Source organism: Pseudoruminococcus sp. (assembly GCF_047012705.1).
In the GTDB taxonomy this organism is placed as follows: domain Bacteria; phylum Bacillota; class Clostridia; order Oscillospirales; family Acutalibacteraceae; genus Pseudoruminococcus.
Genome location: NZ_JBKXNW010000012.1, coordinates 44,355 through 71,249 on the forward strand (window position 1 = coordinate 44,355; position 26,895 = coordinate 71,249).

Sequence of the window (26,895 nt, forward strand, 5' to 3'; positions counted from 1 at the left end):
ACCGCCTACCGTTATGTGGTATGCACTATGTACACACTTTCGTGTGCGAGTACATTATACCAAAATCTACATATTCCGTCAATCTTCTGACGGGCATAATAAAAGCACAGCTTGAGCTGTGCTTTTATTTTTGGCTTTATTCGTATGATTCCTCTGCTAAGTCGTGCATGCACTTATCAAAGTCCTTGCCTGTATAGCTGCCGCCAAGAGCATTGAATACCTTACTGCAACCCTGTATACCAACTAAGCGTTGTTTAGGAATAGTTTTATCAGACCTAAAATAACAGTAAATATTAATAAGTTTATTGTTATATGAATTATACTTGGCATTAGGGTCTGCTTTCGGAAGGATTCTGCCGTCTTCAATCTCACAGTCAGGATTTAAGATTACAAGTTTTTCAAGGTTTGTACAGCCTGTAAAAGCTCCCTTTGGTATTTTAGTTACTGTTTCAGGAACAATGATTTCTTTAATTGTGCTACCGTTTACATTAGGACAAATTGAAAAAATAGGTTGTATAGTTACAACACTTTCATTTCCTAAATAATAATATTCACCACTTGCAGGATAATACTTATAATTAGGAATTTTTGTATCTTGAAATTCAGTTTTTTCTTTATCACTATATGAGCGTTCCTCAACAACAGGGTCAACAGCAGAACTACTACTTATACTGCTTTCTGCCGTACTTGTTGTTTCAGATGATATTTCAGCAGATGATTCAAGGATAGAGGATTCTTCTATTATAGAACTTTCTACAGATGGTTCTATGGAAGAACTGCTTGATACGCTTGCTTCTGTGCTTGTTGAATTGTTATTAGAACAACCAACTATACTTACCATAGATACCATCAAAGCTAATATTAAAGTAGTTATTTTCACTTTGTTTTTCATATAATCAATCCTTTCAAATACTATGATTATTATAATATCATAAAGTGATTTTTATTTCAATACTATGCCACTAAATTTTTGAGAACTCTTGGAGTTTTTATCATAAGTATAAATGCACCGATTGAAACAAATATAAAAGAGAAAAATCCCATTTGAGTGTTTAATATATCATCTGGTTTTGTTATACTTATATCCTTAATGAAACCATTTAAATATTGTGCGTAAATATAGAAAACAACAGCTGTAAACACAACATCAAGTACAACAGATAAGTATGAAATCATGAACCTCTTGAAATATTCTTTAGTTGCTTCTCCACAAATGCAAGCAAAGAAAGCAGGGGATACACATTGGAGCATTGCAATCTCAAAACAACGAATAAATAATTTGCACATTAAGCAAAAAGCTGCAATCGCTAAAGCAATCGCAACTGGACCGATAATTATAACAAAGAGCAGACCCGTAAAGAAATCAACAATCCAACCAACTATCCATAATCCAGAAGCATCTGGACCCGTAAGAGTTAATTGTAAATTATTCAATATTCCCTTTGTTAATTCCAAAATTTGATTTGTCCAGCCCACACCAATAGATATAATAGATTGACATATTGTAAGAGATAAATCTACAAAAACCTTTGCAAATATTAGTCTAACAGCAATTTTGAATCCACCTCTGAGTGTGAACATTTCGTATTGAAAGGCTGATTCTATAGCATTAACTCCAACAAGTATAACTATTAAGGCATAGGCAATAGCTTGAAATACAGGATATATTACTTGAGCAATTTGGTTATAATCAAATCCGGAAAAGAAAGTAACAGAGGTTTTACCATTACCTGCTAACATACTGAAACAATCTATTACCATTACAAGATAGTTTACAAATGTATCAAATATGAAATTGCAGATTGCCATAGGTGATGACCAGTCTGTGTTTTCACCACCATCTGGAGAATAACTTCTGAACTCATTACTTTTAAAGAATGTTTTCAGCTTAGTGAATTCATCATCGAGATTTTTATAAATTTTAGAATATTCACTCTTATCATGATTAGAAGCGTCTTTGGCTGTGTCATATGCAGCTTGAAATTCACTGAAATGATAATTATAAGTATCCAAAAGCGATGTTGGGGGGGTAGTAGATTTGTCCGTTAAATTTTCCCATTCTTTTATAGTGTTTAACTGTGTATCAGTAAGACTGTTACTCATCCAAGTATCTATTTTTGTGATAAGGTCATTTATATCAGTAAGAGCAACTTCGACAGGCTTTTTTACTTTTATTTTATCAATGGTTTTAGTCGATATTTTAGAGCTATCTGTATTATCCTTATTTTGAACAGATACTCTCACAGCATAATAGCCTGCGTCCTCTTGCTTATCAACAATAAGTTCTGATGTACTTTCTTCTGACCAGTCCTTGAGAGTTGTCCAAGTCGCATTATTGTTATCGAGTTTTGGAGAAGCTGTTGTTAAATCAGCATATTTTGTATATTCAAACTTATATTGTATATCCTTGCCATTTCCACCAGTAACATCAGAAACCGTAAATGTTGACTTCTGGTCGCCACCACCTGTAAGAAATTCTTTTGTAGACGCATTAAAATTAAATTTTAGTGCGTTATATTTAATCTCAAAGGTTGATGTAGCATTTATCGTATATTCCTTGTTGTTTTTATCACGAACAATAAGGCGATAATTATATGTGCCAATATCTTTTGAGGTAGGGAGAAGCTCAATCTGGGTACTACCACTATAAGTTTTGAAATCACTTAAATTGGTATAATTTTTATCACTGCTTTTTTTATATTGAACTTTGTACTTATACGGTGAGGGGGCGGTGGTTTCATCACTTATATTAACCTGAAATCTTACATTTGGATACCATTCGTCATTCTGCGTGTAGCTTGTTTCCATAGTTGATATTGAGCCTTTGACATTTCTTGTTTTCAGGCTTATTGTGCTTGTTTTTGTCGCAGTTTTTTTGTTTTTATCCCTGACCTCAACCCTTATTGTATAATCACCGGCAGATAGGGAAGAAGTATCCCAAGTTGTTGAGGTTTTATTGGCTGTATAAGCTGTGATGATATGCTTTGTACCCTTATTATCATCATAGCTGTATTGATATTCATAAGGTGCTGTTCCGCTTGAAACAGAAGCCTTGAGAGTAACCGAATCACCAACATAACCACTTTTTGAAGCACTAAACGATGATATATTGACATCAGGATAAGTAGGCTTAGTGACCTTAATAGTCGTAGTTTTTGTAGCTTGTTTAGCATAGCCGTTATTTTCTTTGACATAAACCTTTAGTGTACAATTAGCATTCTCAGGCAAAGTACCATTATTAGCAGTAGACCAAGTATAATTTGCATTATTCTGAAAATCTGTAATTAAGCGTTCTGTACCTGATTTATCAACATATGTATACTTATACCGATATGAAAATCCACTTACTGTATCTGACAAAGTAGTTTTAAGATTTATGCTTTGTCCTAAAGTTAAATCAGGAGCAGTAAAAGTATCAATAGTAATTTTAGGCTGACCAACTGTTACATAGAATGTTTTTGAAGATTCAGCTCCAGTTGTATCTTTGGCAGCTAATCGAATAATCCATCGGGAATTAGTATCAGACATAATCCTTGAATATCTGCTCGGATACATAATAAAGTTATTTGATGATACCCAGTTAGATGAAGTAAGAGCATACCATGCAGATTCGCTTTCTTTACGATACCAGTAAGCATATTGATTAACTGTACCTGTACCATTAACCTTAATATTCATTACAATCTTACCATCTGCGGCAACATCTGTTGTAGATAAAGTAGAATTACCTATATTAAAATTTGCTGCTGCATTACTTTGCAAAGCACCCATAGATGATAGCACAGTCATAATCATCAGAACAATAGCGATAAGCCGGATAAGCTTTTTGTTAGTTGTCTGTCGATATTTTGACGAGGTTGATAAAGGTGACATACATATCTCCTTCCTTTAGTTAATAATAGAGAAAGCGACACCGCTGCCCCTTCTCAACGGTGTCGGTTGCTCTATAATTACTTAGTTTTATAACAATTTTTCAAGGGCGAAAGTTCCTGCAAAGCATACAGCAATAATTCCGAGTGTAATAAAGCCTGAATTACGCTCACGATTATCCTCTGCCTGAGCTCCATGAGCAGCTTTTAACAGACCACCTACAACAGCAAAAAAGATAAGTATACCACGTACAACCCACATCAAAATGCCAACTATATTGTTCATTGTGTTTGTCTTTATGCCTGTAGGAGCGGAGTTTTCTGCGTTTGCAGCAAATGTAGTAAGTGCGGAACTAAGCATAAATGTTATTGCTGTGCAGCTTACTGCTACTGCTTTCTGGAACTTTTTGACTCCATTAACGATTTTCTTGTTTTTTGTTACCTTTTTAATATTCATAGTTTGTAATCTCCTTAAATTTGATATTTTATGTAATAGTTTCTATTTCGGACAGTTTATGTTTTGATTAGCAACACCTCCTTGAAAGAAAAATATCTATATAAAAAGCTCCGAGAAGTTAAATTCTCGGAGCTTATTAGCGTGAACCTTTGCTTATTGTATTTGTTACTTGTTGCACTGATTGCATAGCTTGTACAACTTTTTTAGTTGCTACAATCACTTTGCCAGCTCCAGTGGCAGATAAAGCTTTTTCTGTCACTGGATTATTAGCTATGGACTGAAATTCAGGCATTTTTAACATTTGCTTGCCCATATCTGTAACTGTTGCAACACCATTTTTAACAGTTACAGCACCATTAATTTGCCATTGTTTTACATTTGATAAAATCTTGCTTGAAAGCTCTCTATCTGGGTGACTTATAACAGTAGAAAGGTCGAGATTATCTGAATGATTAAAAAATGTAAAATCATTTATGTAATCTCCAGTAAGTTCAGCACACATTTGTGCTTCATCAGGCTTACAAGCTTTACTTAAGGTAGAGTTTATTTTTTGATTGTAAGCTTCGGATTGTTCTTTTTGTGCTGATTTTATAAAATTGGGATTATTGATTTTTTCTTTTCCCTTTTCAGTGATTTTAATATCACGGCCATCAAGTTCTATCAAACCGTTTTCAGCAGCTTTATCAAAGGTGTTTAAAACAGCGGATTTTATATTTTCATCTGCAATATTGCTTACAGCAGATAAAGGCATTTTTTCAGATTGCAAGAAATACGATAAATCCGTATCTTTTCCCGTAAATGTAAAATTCGTAAGTGGGTTGTCATTAACAACATCACTTACGAATTTTTGTGTGGTTTGATTTTCAGCTTTGCTATTTTTTATAAAAGTATCTATTAGCTGTCTTATCTGTTGAATATTTTGCATGAGATTTCGAGTTTTGTTTCGTACTTCTTCACCCAGTTCATCGTATAAACTCATTACTCATCCTCCTCTATTTCATCAGTATTTATCAGGCTATCGGCTGTAATAGTATCACCATTAAATGTCACAAGTTCACTATCATTACTATCAAAAATTTGTCTTAGCTTTTCTTTAGTAAACATCTCTTGATTTTCTTCGTATGTAGTGTTTTCATCGTAATCTCCTGACATAATAGCATTTGATATTATGTGAGCCTTTTTCTGTCGTTCTTCATATTCTTTTTCCCTGTTGCTTTTAATGCCTGCAAAATCAACAGTAATGTCAGAGTTATTCTTTTGAGCTTCTCCTCTATCACTGCCAACCTCTGATATTTTCGGGTGCTGTAATGTATCAAATTTATCAATAAAGAAAGGATAAAATTCATCAACAAAGATAATACATTTACCACTTTTCCCTCTTTTTAATGCTTTGGGTATTTCATCAGGAGCTAAGAGTTCACGAGCTATATAGCTTTCGCTATCAGAACCTCCGCCTTGATTACCTCGGTTATAGCTTCGTGTATCCACTCTTACAGTTGTTTTACCAAGCTTTTTTGATACATATTCTCTACTATCTTGGTCATTTGTGCCAAGAAAAGTAAATATTGAGCAGTTACCGATAATACTTTCCCAAGTTTTTTCATAAATTGCTTTGAGTTGTGATAAGCCTTGTAGAACTATACAAAGTCTGATGTTATATTTACGAATAACTGCTAATGTTTCAGCGAAATTTGGTATTCTGCCTATGTTTGCAAATTCATCAAGTTCACAAGAAACAAGCAACGGAAGGCGATTGTTATATTTAAGACTTGCAATGTACATCAAACGCTCAAAAAGCTGTGTATAGAAGATATTAGCTAAAGCTTTGTAAGTTTGACGAGCTGCTGGAATAATCAAGAATATTGCAGTCTTATGTACACCAATATCATCGAAATCCATTTCATCAGTGGCAGTCAACATATCAACTTCTTTTATAGCCCACAAACTGAGCCTTGTTGAAAGTGTTTTTGTTATACTTCCTAATGTTTCTTCCGGTGTACCCTTAATTGAATTCCAGTAGATTGATACTGCATCATCAATAGTACCTTCCCTTTGCTGATGTCTTTTTATACACTTAGCAATTTCACAGTTTTCGTCTATTGCTCCATTTTTGAATTGAAGTGATGTAAGCAATTTTACAATTCTGCTAAATGACTTTGTTTCATCAGGAGCTTTAAAGAGATACAGCATAATCATAAACAGCATTTCTTTTGCTGATGCGGACCAGAAATCATCTTTTTCCCCCTCTCCAGCAGTGTTTTTAATAAATAAATCCGCAACATTTATAGCGTCTGTATCAGTAACCATATAGTTAAACGGATTATATGTGTTTGACAGGGTAATGTCATTAAGATTAAAAACACGCACTTTATAACCATTTGCTTTTAATAGTTTTGCACAATCTCTGTATAACTCTCCCGATGGGTCAGTGACAACATATGAGCCTGTCATTTGCATAATGTCAGGCTTGATTTTACGGAATGATTTACCAGCACCAGAACCACCAATGACTATCTCATTCAGATTATGACTTGAATAAAACGCACCTTTGACATTAAAAACGGTTATGTAGAAGTTATCACCACAAGGAATACCTGTATTATCTGTAAATCGCTTTTTTTCATACTTATCTGCCCATCTTGTTGAGCCATGTTCCATACCTTTGAAATCATCTCTGTTATTTGATGTAGCCATAATAAATACAACTAATAATACACAAAGATATACCCACCATAGCTTTGTTACTTGCCATTCAAGTATTGTCCATAATAAATTCCACGAAAATGGAAGATAAAATGATTTAAAAAGGTCATTCAGAGAATCTATAAACTGTTGCATACTTAGTTCGTCTAAGTGCATTCGGGCTGTATATTGCATATAGTTGTATGTTCCATAAATCATAAAAAGAAAAAATAGCAGTCCAAGGACCACTCCAGTGTATATCATAGGTGCTTTGCTTTTTTCCGCACGAAGTTTATTTTTACTTTCCACAAACTTCTCTCCTTTCGCTAATTATTTAGTCGCAATATTCTTTTACCTCCAAATTAATCATTTATATTCTTCAGGACCTATTAATTTTTCAATTTTATTCTTTGCAGACTTATCAAAAGAAATTATGATAGTGCTACTATCAATAACTTTCATTCTGAAAAGTATGCCTGCTTTACTTAAGGTCGCTACATCTTCATTTGTTACTATACGATAATCGGCAGAAACGATTGTTGGTATAAATTTAAAACGGTTTTCAATGGCAAAATGATATGCTGTTGAAAATTGTGCAGCTTTGACAATAACATTTACACTGTATTCAAATGCTGTTTCATCAATATCAACAAATCTGTTTTGTACCATAACTGTTTGAAGTTTTGTACAAAAAGAAAAAGCATTTGGTGCAATATGTAGTAGTGAGTATGGAAAAGATATACTATATAGCTCTGTACAATGCTCAAAGGCATTGTTATCAATTTCCATAACACCTGCAAGCTTTATCTCAGTAAGACCAGTGCAATCTTTAAAGCATTCACAACCGATGTATGAAATATTTTTAGGCACATCTATTTCATCAATAGATGTACAGCCACAAAATGTTGCATTGCAAAGATAGCCTATATTATCTCCAAACTGTATTTTAGATAATGATTTACAGCCTGCAAAAGCTCCAGTACCAATCACTCTTACATTTTCAATGTTTATAACATTCAAAGCTTCACAGCCTTTAAATGCCTTGTCACCGATTTTTTTGAGTGTGCTTGGTAATTGTATCTCAGATAACCTACGGAAATCTAAAAAAGCGTTATCGCCTATTGCGATAACGCCCTCTGGAATTTTAACACTTAAAATGTCAGGTTCTGAGCAACCTATAACGATATTGTCCTTAATAATTAAATTATCCATACAATCATCACCTCATTATATGTTTACCTTGAATTTGAGTATTTACAGCTTCAAGCACTTGGTTTATTTTTTCTTTATTTTCTTTAGTAAAAGCTACTGTATATTCTTTGTCCGGTATGGTTTCAGCCACTTTGACTGCTATACCAGTGTTCAAAATTGCTAACAACTGTTTTTGTGTTAAGCCAGTTTTCTTCAAATAATTGTTGCCATTTGTTTGAGTTTTTTTCTCTTGAGGTTTATCCTCAATTTTTTGCTCTTGGTCAACAATATTAGTTTGTGGCTTATCTTCGCCTTTTTGTTCTTTTTCCGAAATTTGAGCTTCGACTTCTGCTTGTTTAGTTTCTTCCTGTTGATTTTCAGTTTGCTTGTTTTGTTCTTCACTCATATCATTTTCTGCTTCCTTAACTTTGTCAGGTTCTAAAACTCCTTTGATAACTTCGCTTGAAGTTTCAGCTACATTATCAATAGTTTCAGATACACTGCTGCCATTCATAGCCGCTTTTTCTGCTGTTTCTACGGCGGTATTTCTAAGTTCATCTATCTTATTATCAACAAGCTCTATCTTAGCAAGTTTATTAAGCTCCTGTTCAAGCTCATTAAGATTATTTATTCTTGATATGAGCGTATCTCTTTTACTCTCAACTTTTTTAATTTGAGATTTAATTTTCAGTTTATCTACCTCGCCAAGAGTACTACTGTTCAGTTTAGCATTTAATTTGTTAAGCTTAGAATTAGCTTTATCAAGTTGTCTATCTGCACGACCTAAGCTATCTTCTTTCAGAGCTTGCATAGCGTTGATATATGTTTCCTGCTTATTTGACGAGTTATGAACCATAGCAGAAATGAAGCTTTTAAGAAGTTTGCTTCTTTTTTGCTTACGCTGTAGCTTTACGAGATTTCTTTGAGCTTTTTTGAGCTGTTTTTCTTTTTTTACGATTTTCTTGTCCTTTTTCTTATCAAGCTTTTCAAGATGGGCAGAAAAAGAAGAAATGATAGGGTTGAGCTTTGGATATATATTGCTATCTATAACCGTTTTACAAGCCTTGATTGTATCATTCTGACTTGATTTTGTAGCTTTAATATCTGCTATTTTAGCTTCAAGCATACTGATTTTATCCTTGATTTTAGCTTCTTCAACGCTTTGAGTGTCCGTATCTTTTATGAAATTCTGAAGAAATTCATTTTTATCAGCAATAGATACTGATTCCGTTTGCGCCTGATTATTTTCAGTAAATTCTACCTTGGTGTTTTCTGCTTGTTCTATATTTTCGAGTGTTTCAGTCATAAAATTTACCTCCTTAAATTTAAAAGTGGGACTTTAAGTCCCACTTACTGTAAAATCTTATAAATGATAGTATACTATTGTCTTATTTTATAAACAGTTCTGAAATGTTCAATTATGCGATTGCACTCTAAATCGCTTACCTCCTTACTTTCTGCAAGTAATTCATCTACTGTTTTAAGAAAATAACAATTAAATATATTTTCTCCTAATCCACTATATCCGAGAAAATATAGAGCAAACTCATCCGACCATTTCTTAACTGTAAGAATATGTATAGACGGATTGAAATCTTCTTTGCAGTCAATTATCATTCGTTTAAACAGTTCAGCTCTTTTTATATCTAATTGTGTATTGTTGACATATGATTCCAAAAGAATGCCTGATTTATCTCTAACTCCCCAACTCCAATAATCATTGTCCCATGGATGAAATCCTTGACCATTTCCTGAATTACCTAACACAAATCCATTTTGTGAAACGCTTGATGTATGAATATACATAATAAAATTCCTTTCTGTTTTGGAGTAATAAAATTTTTAGATAAGTGGGACTTCAAGTCCCACTTATCGTTTTTGCACAATATTCTGACTTACTTCTTTTGTATCCTCAATATCAGCTATATTATCCTTTCTACCATCAACATCAAGTTCTGCGTTAAGCTTAGCGAGCTTTGCAGTTTTAGATTGATATTCATTTTCTTTATAAAAAGGCTTACCAATCTGTTCATTAGTTTCTTTTAAAGATTTCTTATGTTCAGAAAGTCTTCCTATTCTTTCCTTACAGGTATTCTCCAATTTTTCAAGAACATTATCCATTCTTGTGAAGTTATCCGTTCCCAAGTCTAAATAATAAGTACCTTCTCTTGTAAGAGATGCCTTGTATTCTCTTGAAAAACAATCAAACATTACTGCCACTTCAAAACCTTTATATTCACCTATCGGAGTGTATTTATTATTTCCATCACTGCAAGCTTTAATATAAGCTTGTTTAAGTGCTTCCGCAGCTTCATCTTTTTTGCTATATTGCTGACCGTTTATCGTTATACCCTCGAATTTCTTTTTATCTCCATCAGAAGTAGAATGATTTTTTTGATAGTAAAGAAAATCGTTCTGATTCTTAGGTATAACATCCTCTAAAATTGAGATTTTCTTAGTTAGACTTGCAGCCATATCTTCCAGCCTATATTGCTCTTGCTGGTAGCTACTTCGTTCAAGTATTAACTTTGCAACCTCGTTATCAAGTTCCATTTTTTCTTTTATGCGTGGGTCACCAACACACAGAGCTTTTACTTCGGCATATGACAAGGTCGCTTCATCAACATCATCACATCGGCGTTGAGGAGATTTAGAGGTCATTATCTGACTTATAAATTTCTGTTTACGCTCAAGCATTTGAAATAAATACGCGTCAAAGGTATCCTTTGTACAATAGCGGTAAAGATGTACTTGTTTGTTTTCGTTACCTTGACGAACCATTCGACCTCGTCTTTGTTCCATATCTGCTGGGCGGAACGGTGCGTCTAAGTCGTGACTTGCGACAAGCTTTGTCTGTACATTAGTTCCAGCACCCATTTTGGAAGTTGAGCCTATAAGTACACGAACCTCACCACTTCTTACCTTTGAAAAAAGTTCTTCTTTTGCAGCTTCTGTTGTTGCATCGTGTATGAAAGCGATTTCATCAGGAGGCACACCTTTTGCAAGCAGTTTCTTTTTAATATCGTCATAAATATTAAATGAACCGTCCTTTTTCGGGGTTGAATAATCGCAAAAGATAAGCTGTGTTGATTTTTCTTCCTTAGTTTCATTCCAGATTCTAAAAACATTGTCAACACAAGCATTAACCTTTGTACCCGGTTCATCAGGCAAATCAGGGTTTATAAGCCTTTGGTCAAGACCTATCTTTCTTCCATCAGTTGTTATCTTAGGCATATTATCTTCGTGTGGGTCAACCTCATGATTATGTATCTTTACAGCTCTTTTTGCTAAGGCTTCGACAAGCTGCTTTTGTATTTCTGTAGGTTCACAAGATACGTTATGTATCTCACAATCCGGTATATTTGGTAAATTAAGAGTATCTGCTGTTTGAATATCAGCACATTCCTTAAACAAATTCATAAGTTCAGGAAGATTATGAAATTTTGCAAAACGAGTTTTAGCACGATAAGTGTTGCCCTCCGGTGCAAGTTCCATTTGTGTTACACTTTCGCCAAATGTGCTTGCCCAAGAATCAAAGTGCCACAAATTCTTTTCTTTGAGCAAATCAGATTGCAAATATTTCATCATATTATATATCTCACAAATAGTATTGGAAACTGGCGTTCCTGTTGCAAATACTAAGCCTTTGCCATTTGTTATTTCATCAAGATATTGTGTTTTCATATATAAGTCTGCTGTCTTTCCTACATTATCTGATGTTGCAATACCTGAAACATTCGTCATTTTTGTCGAAAGAAAAAGATTCTTAAAATAATGAGCTTCGTCCAAAAATAGTTTATCTACTCCAAGCTCCTCGAAGGTTACTGTATCATCTTTTTTTGTATCAAGCAGCTTTTTCAGCCTTGCTTCAAGATTAGCCTTAGTTCGTTCAGCTTGTTTAACCTGAAAGTTTTGCCCATTATGAGCTTTCATTTCCGCTATATTGTTTATAAGTTCATCAATCTGATTTTGTATGAAACGCTCTTGATTTTCGGCTGACAGTGGAATTTTAGCGAGCTGACTATGACCGATTATAACTGCATCATAGTTGCCTGTAGCAATCTTAGCCATTAAAGCTCTGCGAGCATCACCTACAAAATCTTTCTTTTTAGCGACAAGAATATTTGCATTTGGATAAAGCTTCAGGAAATCCTCTCCCATCTGCTCTGTGAGATGATTAGGAACACACATAAGACTTTTGGTGTGTAAGCCTAAACGCTTACCTTCCATTGCTGCGGCAATCATTTCAAATGTTTTACCGGCTCCAACTTCGTGTGCAAGGAGCGTGTTACCGCCATATAAACAACGAGCAACAGCGTTAAGCTGGTGTGGTCTGAGCTGTATTTCAGGGTTCATTCCGACAAAATTCAGATATTTACCGTCATATTCTCTCGGTCGATTAACATTAAATATTCTATTGTATGTATCTACAATATCGTCACGCCTTGTTTTATCCGAGAAAATCCATTCTTGAAATTTTTGTTGTATAATTTCCTGTTTTGCTCTGACCTGTGCAGTCTTTTTGTTATCAACAACAAGCTTTTCTTTGCCATCGACAACCTGAGCACTTTTAACCTGAGTAGCTTTCAGATTGAGTATATCTTCTATCAGTTCATATGCGGTTCTATCACTTGTACCATATGTGAATGTAGCGTGAACATTGTTTTTATCAGATGATTTGTTTGTAATATACCATTTTCCGGAAAGCTCTGAATACTGAACATCAATAAATTCCTTTTTAAAAAGAGGATTTTTATGATAATAACTGGTGTCTAAAAGCTCATAAACAAAATCTTTAATATACTCAGGATTTATCCAAGTTGTACCAAGTCTTACATCAATATCACTTGCTTGTATTTTTTCCGGCATAGCTTTTTCAAGTGCTTGTATATTGATTGCAAGACTACTATCGCCTTTATCAAAAGCATTTTGTGCTTCTTCAAGCTTTTTAAGAATATTTCCGGAAAGATATTCATCTGAGGTTACATATTTATCAGTATTTGGAATACGATAAATAGAACCTTGCAAATCTTCAATAAGTTTTTCTTTGTCCAAACCGGTAAGCTTAGACATATACTCAAGATTAACCTTTGCAGTATCGCTGAGAGATACTGCAAGAGCGTCAACAGCGGTCGGTACTGATGTAATTCTTTTATATGCATTAACCGTTCTTTTGGTAAATATATCAGCTTTACCGACATATTTATCTTTATCAAACTTTTCAAGTGAACGGAGCAATGGCAACGATGAATCGTTTTTAAAGATTGACTTGTTTACATCATCATTTATTCTTCCGTATTTGCTTGCAAAATCATCATAGAGCGAAGATAGAACAGACTGAACATCTTTAATTTCATCGTCCGTTACTTTATCATCAAGCTGCATTTCAAGCAGTTGTCTTACTGTATCACGAATGGCAATAAGTCCTGCCATTCTCTCAAGATTTTGTTTTCTGTTCGATTTTGGTAATTTTACTTCTGTTGCAGTTCCATACTCAAAGAAATAAACCTTATCAGAAGAAAGAAAATAGCTTCCGGTTCTGAGTGAATCAGGTATTTCAACCTGTTCATCTACGAAATCTACATTGTCAAGCTTAGTATCTTTTGTAGAGATATTGCCTTGTATATTTTCCATAGCGTTTCGTATTTGCTCAGAAAGCTTTGTATCTCTGTTTGGCACACAAGTGCTTTCCATACCAAATTGACCGCTTACCATTTCCATATGCCCGCATATCTGCTGTGGATTTTGAACAAAGTAGGAATTCATTTCAATTCCACTTTCGTCCTCTTCGGTTTTAAGCCATGACGGCTCATCTTCTGATGTTATCTTAATTGGCTCTGTACGCTTCTGTAAGAAGATAATATCTGAGGTAACCTCTGTACCTGCATTAGCCTTAAAAGCGTTGTTAGGCAGCCTTACAGCCCCTAAAAATTCCGCTTTTTCAGCAAGTAACCGACGAGCTGTGTCATTGCGTTTATCAAGTGTGCCTTTTGATGTAATAAATGCAACTACACCGCCAGGCTTTACCATATCAAGTGACTTAGAGAAGAAGTAATCGTGTATAAGCAGATTTTCCTTATTGTATTTTTTATCATAAACTCTTATATCGCCGAAAGGAACATTACCAACTGCAACATCAAAGCTTTCACTTTTCAAATTTGAGTTTTCAAAACCACATATTTGTATCTGAGCTTCTGGATATAGCTTTTTAGCAATTCTTCCAGTCAGACTGTCAAGTTCTATGCCAGTAATTTTTGCCTGCATATCTTGAGGAATCATACCAATAAAATTACCTACTCCACAGCTCGGTTCAAGCAATTTCCCTTTTAAAAATCCCATATCAGAAAGTTTGGAATATATTTCTTTAATGATAACAGGGGAGGTATAAAAGGCACTCATAGCCGATTTTCTTGCAGCTGCATACTCATCATTTGTAAGCAATCCTTTAACTTCGTCATAGTGACTATTACCAAGCTCAAAGACTTTTGCCATACCGCCCCAGCCGGTATACTTTGAAAGTATTTCCTGTTCCTCTGGAGTTGCGTTTCTGTTTTCAGCTTCAAGCTGTTTTAAGGTTTTAATGGCTGTTATATTATCCTGATATTTTTCGAGAGGTTTTCTCTGTCCGAGCGATAAGTCTGAAATATGATAGTTTTCAGGCTTAATTTGGATTGTTTCTTTTTCTTCAGATTGAGTAGAGGTATATTTTTCCTCAACAATATTTTCGTTGACAATGTTGCGACTTTGATGTATAATAGTATCAAAGCCAAAGCTTTTTGTTAATTCGGAGTATTGTTCTCCCCATCTTTCAAAAAGACTTTGGCTTTTTTTATTACAATAAAGCAGATTATTTGATTTTACTGTTCTTTCAAAAAAATTTTCAAAATTATTTCTTCCATAAACACTTGTTATAAAATTAGAGTCTAATTCTTCAAGTTCGTACCTACCTTTACCATTTGGTTTAACAGATACCATAATAGGAAGATTATCTAAATCAGTTTCAGAGGTTACTATAACTATACTGTTTTTATTAGATAGTGAATCCATAATCATCAATGGATTTTCTATGAGTTCAGGTAGTTGCTTTATTTGTTCAACAGATAATCCATGAGTATGTTCCTTATTTGTTTTTTCCTTGATAGCATTTTTTAAATGCTTTTGAGTATATAACATAGGTAATTGTTTACAACCTATATCAAGAAGAATTTTAGGTGTATTACAAACCTTTAGAGCTGAATAGAAAGGCATTTTACCAGATAAAACTTCATCAACTTGTTCAGCAAATGTTTTTTCATTAGATTTTGCTGTTTTATTTTCTGACTTTTGTTCTACTTTAACACTTGTAATAAGTTTTTCTACTTCATCTTTTATTTCAGGATATTCCAAAACTCGTTTGGTTTGTATGTTGATAAAGGTATTTTTCAGATAGCTAAGGTAATATTCACCTAATTCATTTAAAGAGTAATTTTTAGAAATTTCTCCATTTTGAATTGTCACTTTGTTATCATCAGAATGAATTTCAAATTTTCCATAATCATTGAAATTATTTAAATTTACATAATGGTTTGTAAAATATTTTGCAAGGTCAATGCTTATATCTTCGCCATTTCTATATCTTTCAGCAATTTCTGGTATACCAGAATCAACATTATGCCATGCTTTTTCAAAATTGAAAAATTCATCTGTTATTGCAACTTCTTCATCAAAAGCAAGCGTAGGCTTCAATAGCTCATCACTATAATTTTCAAGATATATATCCGTTTCAAGTATCCTAACAACTTCAGAATATTCTGAATATTGCTTTAGAAAATCAATAACTCCACCATCACCGTCACCAATATCTTGTCGGAATGTATGAACCGTTCCATCAGGCATATTCACATTGAACTTTGTTTTAGCATATCCTTGATGTATACCGCTTATTTCACCTTTTTCATATGCTTCATAGATTTTATCAATATCATCACCATAAGTATCAATTTCATACTGCCTTTGTTTAATCCAATCATCATCGGCTTGCTTCATTATGCTGTCAAATTCGGCAACAGAATAAGTTTTGCCGTCTTCAAATGCAGGGCTTTCGCTCCATTCACAAGTAATTGTTGGATGTGTATCAGATTTATAAAGTTCATCATTTTTCGTTTTCGTAATACTAACAAGCTGCGTCATTATTTCAGGTGTAAATCCTTCGAAATTATGAGTGCTGCTTGTATATTTTCTTAAATCAGCTTCATACAAATCTGTTCCAATATCTGATATATATTGTTGACCAACAGAAACAATATAATCAAAAAAATCTTCCGCCGAGTTTTCAAACTTTTGTGCAGCTTCTTGTATTTGACTATAACGCACATTTGTTGATACGAATTGACCTCCTGAGTTTGAGTCGGGATTATATTGTAAAAGAGTTACTATTTCGCTGTTCTCATTCAAGAAAAATAAATCTTTTGAGTAATCTACAGAACTATCAATAATTGATTTTTCAGGCAACTCAGGTGAAATAATATCATTGTAGTCAATATTATAACTGTCAAGAATTTCTTTTGCCTTTTGTATAGCATAAACATCGTTAGGATTATCACCGGAATAGTTTTTAAGGACATATAAAGCGTGTCTTTGTCTTTCGGCAATATCCTTTTCTGTAATATATGTTTCGGCTGAAATCATACTATCTAAATGTTCAGCTACTTCTTGCCAAGAGAGATGAATGTTTAAGTTGTTTTCAGGATTTTCTTTATCTGTGCGAGTAAATGCTAAACCCTTGCTTGGTTGAGATTCAAGACTTTCGTTTGAAGTGTAGCGACCATACCAACCAAATTCCTCTTTAAGAAAATCAATTTTTTCTTTTTCTGTATGATTTTCTAAGAAAAAGTCATTTACCCTGAATTTGCCGTCCTCAGTTCCAGTGCCTTTCATCAATACAGCATTGACAAAGTTGTCAATTTCGCTTTGCTGTTCTGATACTTTAAAATCAAAAAAGCCTATCTGTTCAAATGAAAAAACGGCAGGGGAATTATCCTCTGCCGTTTGCGTTACTGTATTTTCTTGTGTTATGCGTATATCAGATTGTTCAGAACTATTTCCTCTGCTCTTGCTCTGATTGAGTTCATCATTTGTACCCACTTCATCTGGTCTGTTGCTTTGAGTTCTTCTGTTACTCCCTCTGCTTCCATCATTTCCGCTTCGAGCTGTTCCATCTGTTTCTCCGCTGCTTCGTTGACTTCTATCAAGTGGTCTGTCAGTTTGTGTGTGTCGATTAGCTTTGTCAATATTCTTCTCTTGTTTTCTCTGAGATACTTGTGGCGAAGTCGCCCCCAGCGACCCACGTCCCTCGTATCCTCCTCTACGCTCAGAGCTGGAAGGTATATGAATGTTTCCGGGTCGAGTGTGTAGCTTAGACCAGTTGTCTTGTCCACTGTTGTCGTTGGATAATATGTCATGTTCGACTCGCACAGAAGATGTTCTACTCCATCTATCATTTTTGTTTTGGGCATTGTTTCGCTCATTCTGATTTCTCCTCTCAATAGTTTTAACTGTTTGTTCAACTTTTCTTAAAGCTTGTTCTGATATATTGCTTATTGATTCGCCAAGTATATCTATAACATCAGGATTTGAAAATTCATTCAGGCTACTAAATATATCGCTATCAATATATGAAGATGTATCAAGTCCACAGCGTTGCAATACCATATATTTGACACTATCACAAACAAGCTGACGGAATTTTTCAGGTTTAATAGAGTTATCTTCATTAAGTGAATTATTGACATAATCATCAATCATCTCATTAACAGTATCTTCTACTGTATCTGCTAAAGCATTTTCAATAGACTTGTTTTTATCAGAAGAAAGAAGAAAAGCAACTTCCTGATGATTTTCTTCTGTAAGCTCCCATATATATGGCTGCTGTTTTTTAGGTTGTATAGGTGAACTTTGAGAAATATCGAAAACATATTTAATTCTTGGATATTCTCCTTTATCATCAATTAAGCCTATACCTTTTTCGCCTTCACGAATTTTTCTTCCAAATGTTTTCGACCACACATCAAATACCGCAACAGCTTTTGCATTAGGAAACTGTGCAAATATAAGTAGCTGGTCAAAAAAATTATATTTGTAAGTGTTTGAAGCTGTCCTTAAAAACTTCAACCAATTTTCAGGTGATGAGGTAAGCTCTTGTCTTGTAGACATTCTCAAGTCTACTGCTTCACGATATTTTATCGCCACTTGAATATCCTCCTCTTAATTAAGATTTTATCACTTTAAAGTGTAAAAGTCAACATTTCACAGGGAAATTTTTCGGATGTTTATTGTTATAATTTTCTTTTATTTGTATGATTTAATGCTTCATTAATTTTCTGTTCGTCACTCTCCTTAAATGCAATATTATAACTTTCGCCTAAGCTTTCACCTTTTGCATTTTTATTAAAGACTGCAAAAAGTTCATCATTGCCACTTGCTGCAAGTTGTTCAACTTGTGATTTTGTCAAAAAACGATAATGCATTTCTTGACCTTCAAGCAATGCTTCACTGCGAAGTCTTGTATTAACCTTTGAATTTCTTACAACAGAAAATAAATTACTATCTTTATACTTTTCAGGATAAAGAGTATGTAATATATAATCTTTATTTTGCGGAAGAAATGCTAAACGAATTTTTCCTTCTTTTGTTTCAATCGCAACAAATCTATCCTTTTCATCATCAAGTTTGCTTAACTGCTCCTTTTGAATATTCAAAAATTCTACTTTGACTCCAAATTTTTCAGCTCGTGCTTTTAACTCATAATAATCATTCAACGGAGTGTAGTGCTTATTATGTTTTTCTAAAACTTGTATATCTTCGACCTCAAGTGCGGTCTGTAGTAACTTCTTGTCTTTTTCTTTAATAGTAACAAGAGCATAATCTTTATACAGTTTTGCGGAAAAGAAAAACGGATAAGCATAAAGCTTTGGCACAGCAGAAAGTGCAAGCCTGACACGATAATTTTCGCCTTGTGATTCGATAAGATTTTTATAAGGTATGTTTCCGGCAGTGGTTTGTATTTTTTCTATCTTATCAAGTTTTTCCTCTAACGAGATTTTCTTTACTTTATATTTCGCTTGCCTGCTATATATATGAAGCAGACTGTATTTTCTATCGAGCCTGTTTCGTTGCTTCCTTTGTCTTATAAGCAGTATCATAATGATAAAGAGCAACATTAAAAGAGGATTACGAGAATTTTTAATCAGTCTTTTCAAAGTTTTCAATTCTTGTACTTTAGCAGGCGGTGGATTTTTTCTGAAATAATTTTGCTCATATTTTTCAAATTCGCTTTTGAAATTTGTCTGAATTTTTTTCTTTTCATATGGTTTAGAAATCTCCGATTGCTTAGGTAAATGATAAAATCCCATCAGCTTTTCAAGATTTTCTTTTGTATAACAATCTCCAAATTGTCTTGCAAGCCTGCTAACTCTGATTTTCTTTTTCTCACCGACCTTTTGAAATGTTATATCTTTTTCATATCGGGTTATAATGAAATTCTTGTGTTTCATAAACTCAATAAATTCTTTTTTACTGTTGCATATCTGAGTTGCTTCATCAAGAGCCATGCATAATTCTACTTTCCAAGACTTACCCTGTTCTGCAAGTTTTTGGGTCGCTTGGTCAATACCACTCAGTCCAGATTCGTTTTTTATAGTGCTTAGTCCGTATTGTTTACAAATTGTATCGCTAACTTTACGCATATTCTTTCTTGTAGCTTTATCAGCTTTCCATTTCATTCCCGTATCAATATTTACAGAATTGATTAAAAAGTGATTATGTATATGGTCTTTATCAATATGAGTTGAAACAATAACTTGAAATCCCGGAGCAATTTTTTGAGCAAGCTCTACACCAATTCTATGTGCAAGCTCAAGAGTGATTTTTTCATTTGGAGAAAAGCTTTGCACATAATGATGTGTTAAAATTTTATTGTCTTTATCAAACATTTTTCTAACAGCATAGAATTGTTCAGATAAGCTATCTGCTCCATTGTTATCACAATTTAAACAAGTTGCTTGAAAACATTTTTCATCACCGTCACTATTTTCAGGCGATAGGGCATAGGCAATCGAATCGTAAACATATTGATGAGATTTGATTTTCTTTTCTACCTCTTTACAGATTGCCATCTTTATCAACCTTTTCCAGAAGTTTATCTATCTTTTTTTCCAGACTTCTGAATGTATGTTCATCTTCATTATATATTTCAGATAGAATTTTTTGCATTATTGATTTTACATCTTCAAGCAAATTTGCGATTTCGTCAAGCTGCTGTTTGTTGACATATTTCTGTGAATTGCCAATATGTGCAATCTGATTTATGTTCGTGCCAATACGAGTTACCTCCACAAGAAGTCGAGGAATGTTTTCAGAAACGATTATTTTTTTGTTTTCTGATAAATGAATGATATAGCTTGAAATACTCATATGTGCTTGTTTAGCTTTTTTCTGTAATTCATTTAACTCCGACGGAGTAACTCTTAAGTATACTCTGCAACTTTTCTTTTCTTCTGACATATATTTTCAACTCCTTTCATAGCAGTTTCGACAAGGAACGCTGTCCCTTGAACTCTGCCACCTTTAAAAAGGTGGACGAAACAGAAACGGACCCCGCCTCCGGCGGTCTGTTTTTCTGCGGAAAAACAGATTGAATTTTGCTTGCAAAATTCAAGGTCGCAAGCAGAGATTTTGTACACCATTTGGTGTACAAAATCGCTTGTTAGGGGATAACCCTAAAACCCTAAATTTTGCATTTTGCAAAATTTTAAAATCGCTTTCGCTCACCAAATTTACAGATTTCTGAAATTTGTTCCAAATTCAGAAACTGTAAAAATGAAAAAAATCGTAAGAGTGTCATTCTGGCAATCTCACGATTTTAATATTCTTTTGATTGAGCAGTTGTTGAAAACTTTTCAGTTTTCTGTGAAGTTTCTGAATCAGAAGATAATGAAGAAATTTCACTTTGTGCCTTTGCTTCGGATTTTGCAATTTCCTGCTCCAGTGCAAAATCTTCAAGTTTGCTCATAAGTGCTACTCTGTCCTCTGGAGAATTTATTCCAAGCTCTGCAAGTTTCTTGAGAAGAGTTTGGCTAAATTCGTTATCCTTTTCTGCTTGAAGCTGTTTGTTTTCAGTCTGCAAGTTAATAATCTTAGCTTTTCTTTTTTCAATCTCATCTTGCAGCTTTGCTATCTTCTCCAAATTACTTTTTATTTTATCATCATATCTACTCATATCATCTTTCCCTTTCAATAAATTTTTAACTTATTACATCCATATCAGTATCAAAAGAATTTTCAAATTCTTTTTGTTGAGCTTCTGAACTTTTAGCTCCGCAAAAATTCACACCCTCAACTACTATGAATATATTTGTGCGTTTTACATTATCCTTGTCAGTATATGTATTTGATGAGAGCCTACCATCAACAATAATTTGCTGCCCCTTTTCAAAGTATTTACAGATAAATTCTGCGGTACTTCCCCAAGCTTCACATCGAAAGAAATTTGAATTTCTTTCTCCATTGACGGCTCGGTTTTCTTCAACTGCTAAGAAAAAATCAACAACAGCTTTGTTTGATTTTGTATGCTTTAGTTCAGGGTAGTCTGTTAGTCTGCCCTGTAACATTACTTTGTTTAACATATTACATTTTCCTTTCCTTATCCAATGCTATCTATATCCGGCTCTGGAGTAACATCGAACTCATCTTCGTCAGTATCGCTTTCAATATTTTGTGTCGACTTTTTTTCATTTGCGTTATCGTTAGAAGCCTTAGCTTTAGTTTCCTGAGAGATACTTAAAATTTCATTTTGTATAAGTTCAAGCGTTTTAGCTCTCTTACGAGCTTTTTTAAGTTTACGCTCTTGCTTGCATTCTTCTTTGATTATAGGAGTAAGCTCAGCTCTGATTTCTTCTGTAAGCAGTTTTCGATAATCCTTGATAACTTGTTCTTGAATTTCTTCGGTTAGCTTTTCTTTATATTGTTGCAACATTTCCTTTTCGATTTTTTCACGCAACTCATCAGCAACATCTTTTCTTACACTTTTAAGTTTTTTGTCAAGTTCATCAGCTTTCTGTTTTAAGAATTCATCTGATTGCAGTTTCTCAAGTTTTTTTTCAGATAGAAAATCAAAAGGTGAAGGGCTTACAATTTTATAAGCCTCGTCAACCTTTTTAATTGTATCTGTTATGAAAAAATTATAATCTTTATCTGTTGAGGACAGCTCTATCTGTTGGAACATTTTCCTGCAACTTGAAAGCAGTTCTAAAAGATTTTTTCGAAATCTGCTGTCATAGTATTCCGCACTCATATAGTCAGCTCCATTCTTAAATATTATTTTTCGCTACATCATCCATAAGCTGTTGGAAGTGAGCTATTTGTTTTTTGTCGAGATTTGTAGTTTCTACATACTTTCTATCGTCCAAATAAAGCAGATAATCTGTACTGACCGAAAAATACTTAGCGATTCTTACAAGCATTTCGACAGAAGGGAGAATATTATTATTTTCCCAATTTGACACACTTTGTTTTGAAACACAAAGTGTTTTTGCAAGCTGTACCTGTGTTATATTTCTTGCCTTTCTTAAATCTCGTACTCTGATTTTAATTTCATTTTTCATTTGTCATTTCTCCTTACTATATTATTTTGTTGTGAATTCTCATATTTTATGATATAATTCTGATATAATTTACATTGAATTAATTTCGCCAATTTTTATATCAGAATAAAGCCAAGGGTGATTTAATTTTTCTGATATTTTATATTTTATAGTTTTATCTTTATAATACAAAGAGATGGATATTTCTTCATTATCATCAAAATCATTATCAGTATTTATGTCAAATAATTCTAAATAAGTCAATGAAGTTATCTTAGATAATGAATCCTTTAATTCTGAAATTTTCTGACTTTTTTTACTGATATTCAATATTTCTTGAGCAAGTTTCCATCTATTTTTGCAATCTGTTACTTTGGAAACTTTAGCATATATAATAAAAGGTGCAAGAATTATCAAAGATATTGTAAAAAATTTATTCAAATAATCTGCATTGTTAAAGTCCATATAATTTTCTCCTATTTTAATTTTCTTCTGCGATAACGATAGCATTATATATGATAGTACGCTTACCATTTATATCAAAAAGCACTTTATTTTCGCTTTCTTCGATATCACATTTTCCTTCATATGTTTTTATAATGTTTCCATTATAATCATAAATTGTAATTGTTCTGTTCAACCCACCTCCAAAGTCTGATGTTGTGTCTTTAATTTTTCTATTGAAACTTGAGCAAGCAGCCATAGAAACAATTAAGACACTCACCGAAATTGTAATTACAATAATTTTTTTAAGTCTAGCTGATGAAAATTTATTTTTCATTTGTCATTCCTCTTGTTATAATTTATTTATACTACCTATTTTTAGATTAACTAAATCAGGTTCAATTAATTTTTCTGTCAATTTTTCTATGATAATGCTGTCAGAAAAATATAGTGTAATTATTATTTCTGTATCATCTTCAATATCACTAACAATATTGAAATTTATATCAAATATATCTTCATATGTTAAACCCGATGAATATGGCAACAAAGTTTTTAATTCATAAAAAGTATGAATGTTTTTGCACGATTTAATTATTTTTATTGCTATCTTTTTATTCTTATAATAATTTTTATAAACTTCCTTATTATACAAAAGTAATAAAACAACTAAAGATGGAAGTGCAATTATTACAAATATAATGAGCATTACCAGGTTAATATTAATATTATACATTTTTATATCTCCTATAAAATTAATGAATAGAGGTGTTACTCTTATGATAAAAGAAATAAAGATACATATTAAACACAAAGTTGAAAATAAATCCTTTTTATATAAATTAATACTTTCTTTATTTATTTGTGGTGTTATTTTTTCTATGATTGGTATTAAAAGTGGGGAATCTGATATTAATTTATATATGTTTTGTTTATTTGCATCATCATGCTCTTTTTCTTTTGGTTTTATATTAACTCCATTAAATGAAAAAAAGCGAGAACAAATTTTTTATAAAATATCAATCTATGCAATGATGTTAATAATAACAGCTATTTCATTAGTATTCTGGGTATATGTATATTTAGGAGGAAGAGGTAATGTGATATTGTATATATTTATGTTTTGGCTATTATTAGGCTCGATTTTATTTTTAATTAATTTGATTGTAGATATATTTAAATTTATCAAATCCATAACTGACAAATTTTTTTCAAAGATATTTAATAATAAATTCTCTAATACAGTTTTATGGATAAAAAATATAACATCTATTATAGCAACAATAACTACATTTTTAGCCACTATAATAAGTTTATTGGAACTATTGAGTAAATTTCCATATCAATCTTTTAATTGAATAATATCTAAACTAAGTAAATAATCTATGTGTACAAAAAATACTTAGTGATTCTTACAGGTGTTTCAACTGAGGGAAGAATATTATCATTTTCCCAATTTGACACGCTTTGTTTTGAAACACAAAGTGTTCGTGCAAGCTGTACCTGTGTTATATTTCTTGCCTTTCTTAAATCTCGTACTCTGATTTTAATTTCATTTTTCATTTGTTCTTCTCCTTTGTAAAAATAGTTCTTGCCATTTCATAAAGCCTTGTACATTGTTCCTTGTCTGTATTTCTAAAGCTGAATCCAACAAACTGACCTTTGCAATCACTAATGCAGCACTTACCATCAAGATTTGCTATACAGTTTTTATCACAGTACATTCTGATTCCTCCTACCGTTACATTATAATTTTTTTATATTATTACTTAATATATCATTTAATAATTTTGGAAGTAAATCAATAACTATGAAGATATGTGGTAAAATTGATAAAGCATTAAACCAATATAAAAATTTAATTATCAAATATAGTTCATGATTTCCTTGTAATATTTGTTCCATCATTCGCTGAAAATCAGGACATATCATTATGCCATTTCCTTTCGCTCAGATATTTTCCAATGATTTCTCTCTCAATGTAAGCTCTTATGTTACGGTTGAGAGGAATAATGTATGGATTCGAGGAATTTCCTTGAGGGCAAGGAAACTCAACAAACATTCGCTTATTGTTTTTGAGAATCTGTATATCATTGATTTTCAAGCTTCCATCAATGACAATACGAGCTTTAGCTAATCTTCTTTGGGGTTTAGCATTTTGTACTTCTTCAGTTTCAATTACTATATCTGTAATTGTCATTTTCTGTACCTCCAATAATTGAAAAGCGGTCCTGATTTTTAAAACTGCTTTAAATATTTTATAATTGTTTCGATTTGTTACTCTTATTAAAATGAATTATAGTAAGTATAGTAAAAATAAGTATATTAATTATATAAAATAAAACATTGGAACATAGGCTGATTATAGGATTTATTGGCATTATTTTACTCATATTTAATTTTAAAAATATATTATATAAATTAAATATAACAAATTCAAAAAGATAGTATATAATATAATATATATATACTATCTTTAAAAACAAGTACAACATATATCTTAATTTTGAACTTTTTCGATTTTCATAGTAGTCATGTACTAATATAATCAAAACAATACCAAAGATAACCATTAGAAATTTAATCAACATGATTTATATTTACCTAATCTTCATATCCATAATCGTCATTTTCCGTACCTCCATAATCATAATTAACCTCGGCACTATAATATGCGTCAGAGGTCATTGGAGCGTTGTATAAGGCTGCCAGCAAGTATTTCTTGATATTTCTGATTGGATTGCGTGAACTTGCTACTTTGAAGCAATCTAAAACATACTCAACTGTTACCTCATCAAGTTTGTCAAATACACGCTGTACAAGCTTGATAGGCTTTGCTTGATTGCATATCTGCACTGTACCAGTGGATGAATATACATCAAGCATAATGTCAACAATGCCATCAACAATATCGCCATAGTTACTGACAAGTCGTTTATATCCTATACGATTTTCTATTTCACACTTCATCTTATCAATCTCATCATCAGTAAGAGATTGATTGATAAGATAATTAGTACTTTGTTTTTTAGTAATTGATTCTTTAGTATTTAATTGTCCTTGATTTTCTGTCGGTAGAAATTCTACCTGTAGAATTTCAAGGGGTAGATTTTCTACCTCTTGTTTTTCTACTTCTTGTTTCATAGAAGTAATTTCAGATGTTTCAAGGGGTGGATTTTCTACTTCTTGTTTTTTTATATGAGCTTTCTTTACCGGTGTACCTTCTCGTGAATGTGTATCTTTATCTGAATACTCATAGAAGTCATACACATACTCAATGCGTCCACTTTTTGTTTCACTTGGCATGAGCTTTGTGACAGTTAAATATCCCCATTCTTTCAGCTCATTAAGGGCAGATTTAATAGCTGTTTCGTTTTCTTTGCAAATGCAAGTCAAGCCAGCAATGGAATAATCCCAGTCATCAGGAAGAGAAAATACTTTGCTGAGCAATCCAATAGCTTTTAATGATAAATTGCGGGATTGTAGATGATAATTACTCATTACAGTATAGTTTGCATTCTTATGTACTCTGCAAACTGATGAATTTGATGTTCTTGATTTTGTCATTTTTCGCAACCTCCATAATCGAAATAATTAAAAATCCGTCCTGAATATCAGAACGGATTTGTGTTTA

At 32.8% G+C, this 26,895-nt stretch carries 24 protein-coding genes; 1 reads left to right on the forward strand and 23 read right to left on the reverse strand.

Annotation, left to right across the window (positions count from 1 at the left end):
- Positions 1-136 precede the first annotated feature (136 nt).
- The 19 genes from ACLU24_RS11660 to ACLU24_RS11750 all read right to left on the reverse strand — a co-directional run bounded on the left by ACLU24_RS11660 (position 137) and on the right by ACLU24_RS11750 (position 23,997).
- Complete coding sequence (locus tag ACLU24_RS11660) at positions 137-892, reverse strand: leucine-rich repeat domain-containing protein (protein ID WP_412228598.1); 756 nt, start codon at positions 890-892, stop codon at positions 137-139.
- Between the two features lie 62 nt (positions 893-954).
- Positions 955-3,873 carry a TrbL/VirB6 family protein gene (locus tag ACLU24_RS11665; protein WP_412612826.1) on the reverse strand — a complete coding sequence of 973 codons (2,919 nt, stop codon included), beginning with the start codon at positions 3,871-3,873 and terminating at the stop codon, positions 955-957.
- A gap of 87 nt (positions 3,874-3,960) precedes the next feature.
- Positions 3,961-4,326 carry a hypothetical protein gene (locus ACLU24_RS11670; RefSeq protein WP_412612827.1) on the reverse strand — a complete coding sequence of 122 codons (366 nt, stop codon included), beginning with the start codon at positions 4,324-4,326 and terminating at the stop codon, positions 3,961-3,963.
- A gap of 136 nt (positions 4,327-4,462) precedes the next feature.
- Positions 4,463-5,305: a hypothetical protein gene (locus tag ACLU24_RS11675; protein WP_412612828.1), complete on the reverse strand. Its 843-nt coding sequence runs from the start codon at positions 5,303-5,305 to the stop codon at positions 4,463-4,465.
- On the reverse strand, positions 5,305-7,317 hold the full coding sequence (locus ACLU24_RS11680; RefSeq protein WP_412612829.1) for a VirD4-like conjugal transfer protein, CD1115 family: 2,013 nt from the start codon (positions 7,315-7,317) through the stop codon (positions 5,305-5,307). The genes ACLU24_RS11675 and ACLU24_RS11680 overlap by 1 nt, the downstream gene beginning before the upstream one ends.
- Before the next feature lie 57 nt (positions 7,318-7,374).
- Positions 7,375-8,220, reverse strand: a complete 846-nt coding sequence (locus ACLU24_RS11685; protein ID WP_412228593.1) for a leucine-rich repeat domain-containing protein — start codon at positions 8,218-8,220, stop codon at positions 7,375-7,377.
- Between the two features lie 7 nt (positions 8,221-8,227).
- On the reverse strand, positions 8,228-9,505 hold the full coding sequence (locus ACLU24_RS11690; RefSeq protein WP_412612830.1) for a hypothetical protein: 1,278 nt from the start codon (positions 9,503-9,505) through the stop codon (positions 8,228-8,230).
- A 74-nt stretch (positions 9,506-9,579) separates the two neighbouring features.
- Positions 9,580-10,005 (reverse strand): hypothetical protein, encoded by a 426-nt coding sequence (locus ACLU24_RS11695; protein ID WP_412612832.1) that lies wholly within the window; start codon positions 10,003-10,005, stop codon positions 9,580-9,582.
- Positions 10,006-10,068: 63 nt separating this feature from the next.
- Positions 10,069-17,115, reverse strand: a complete 7,047-nt coding sequence (locus ACLU24_RS11700) for a MuF-C-terminal domain-containing protein (RefSeq protein WP_412612901.1) — start codon at positions 17,113-17,115, stop codon at positions 10,069-10,071.
- A gap of 134 nt (positions 17,116-17,249) precedes the next feature.
- Positions 17,250-17,705: a TnpV protein gene (locus ACLU24_RS11705; protein WP_412612833.1), complete on the reverse strand. Its 456-nt coding sequence runs from the start codon at positions 17,703-17,705 to the stop codon at positions 17,250-17,252.
- A gap of 807 nt (positions 17,706-18,512) precedes the next feature.
- The gene (locus ACLU24_RS11710; protein WP_412612834.1) at positions 18,513-20,351 is read right to left on the reverse strand and encodes a relaxase/mobilization nuclease domain-containing protein; all 1,839 of its coding nucleotides are present in this window, start codon (positions 20,349-20,351) and stop codon (positions 18,513-18,515) included.
- Positions 20,338-20,739 carry a plasmid mobilization protein gene (locus tag ACLU24_RS11715; RefSeq protein ID WP_412612836.1) on the reverse strand — a complete coding sequence of 134 codons (402 nt, stop codon included), beginning with the start codon at positions 20,737-20,739 and terminating at the stop codon, positions 20,338-20,340. The genes ACLU24_RS11710 and ACLU24_RS11715 overlap by 14 nt, the downstream gene beginning before the upstream one ends.
- A gap of 358 nt (positions 20,740-21,097) precedes the next feature.
- Positions 21,098-21,454 (reverse strand): hypothetical protein, encoded by a 357-nt coding sequence (locus tag ACLU24_RS11720; RefSeq protein WP_412612837.1) that lies wholly within the window; start codon positions 21,452-21,454, stop codon positions 21,098-21,100.
- Positions 21,455-21,479: 25 nt separating this feature from the next.
- The gene (locus tag ACLU24_RS11725) at positions 21,480-21,860 is read right to left on the reverse strand and encodes a single-stranded DNA-binding protein (protein ID WP_412612838.1); all 381 of its coding nucleotides are present in this window, start codon (positions 21,858-21,860) and stop codon (positions 21,480-21,482) included.
- A gap of 17 nt (positions 21,861-21,877) precedes the next feature.
- Entirely contained in the window at positions 21,878-22,528 is a 651-nt protein-coding gene (locus ACLU24_RS11730) for a hypothetical protein (protein WP_412612840.1), read from the reverse strand.
- 16 nt (positions 22,529-22,544) lie between these two features.
- The gene (locus ACLU24_RS11735; protein WP_412612841.1) at positions 22,545-22,838 is read right to left on the reverse strand and encodes a helix-turn-helix transcriptional regulator; all 294 of its coding nucleotides are present in this window, start codon (positions 22,836-22,838) and stop codon (positions 22,545-22,547) included.
- 69 nt (positions 22,839-22,907) lie between these two features.
- Positions 22,908-23,282 carry a hypothetical protein gene (locus tag ACLU24_RS11740; protein ID WP_412612843.1) on the reverse strand — a complete coding sequence of 125 codons (375 nt, stop codon included), beginning with the start codon at positions 23,280-23,282 and terminating at the stop codon, positions 22,908-22,910.
- 16 nt (positions 23,283-23,298) lie between these two features.
- Positions 23,299-23,598: a DUF5052 family protein gene (locus tag ACLU24_RS11745; RefSeq protein ID WP_412612845.1), complete on the reverse strand. Its 300-nt coding sequence runs from the start codon at positions 23,596-23,598 to the stop codon at positions 23,299-23,301.
- Between the two features lie 15 nt (positions 23,599-23,613).
- Positions 23,614-23,997, reverse strand: coding sequence for a hypothetical protein (locus tag ACLU24_RS11750; RefSeq protein ID WP_412612846.1), 384 nt, complete (start codon positions 23,995-23,997; stop codon positions 23,614-23,616).
- 43 nt (positions 23,998-24,040) lie between these two features.
- On the opposite strand from ACLU24_RS11750, the gene ACLU24_RS11755 reads away from it, so the two are divergent.
- Positions 24,041-24,619: a hypothetical protein gene (locus ACLU24_RS11755; protein ID WP_412612848.1), complete on the forward strand. Its 579-nt coding sequence runs from the start codon at positions 24,041-24,043 to the stop codon at positions 24,617-24,619.
- Between the two features lie 25 nt (positions 24,620-24,644).
- Here the strand turns inward: ACLU24_RS11755 and ACLU24_RS11760 are convergent, their stop codons facing one another.
- From ACLU24_RS11760 to ACLU24_RS11775, 4 genes are all read right to left on the reverse strand, one after another.
- Positions 24,645-24,824 carry a helix-turn-helix transcriptional regulator gene (locus ACLU24_RS11760; protein ID WP_412612849.1) on the reverse strand — a complete coding sequence of 60 codons (180 nt, stop codon included), beginning with the start codon at positions 24,822-24,824 and terminating at the stop codon, positions 24,645-24,647.
- Positions 24,821-24,985 carry a hypothetical protein gene (locus tag ACLU24_RS11765; protein ID WP_412612851.1) on the reverse strand — a complete coding sequence of 55 codons (165 nt, stop codon included), beginning with the start codon at positions 24,983-24,985 and terminating at the stop codon, positions 24,821-24,823. The genes ACLU24_RS11760 and ACLU24_RS11765 overlap by 4 nt, the downstream gene beginning before the upstream one ends.
- A gap of 194 nt (positions 24,986-25,179) precedes the next feature.
- Entirely contained in the window at positions 25,180-25,461 is a 282-nt protein-coding gene (locus tag ACLU24_RS11770) for a septation protein SpoVG family protein (protein WP_412612853.1), read from the reverse strand.
- A 404-nt stretch (positions 25,462-25,865) separates the two neighbouring features.
- Positions 25,866-26,828 carry a DUF6017 domain-containing protein gene (locus tag ACLU24_RS11775; protein ID WP_412612854.1) on the reverse strand — a complete coding sequence of 321 codons (963 nt, stop codon included), beginning with the start codon at positions 26,826-26,828 and terminating at the stop codon, positions 25,866-25,868.
- Positions 26,829-26,895: the final 67 nt, after the last annotated feature.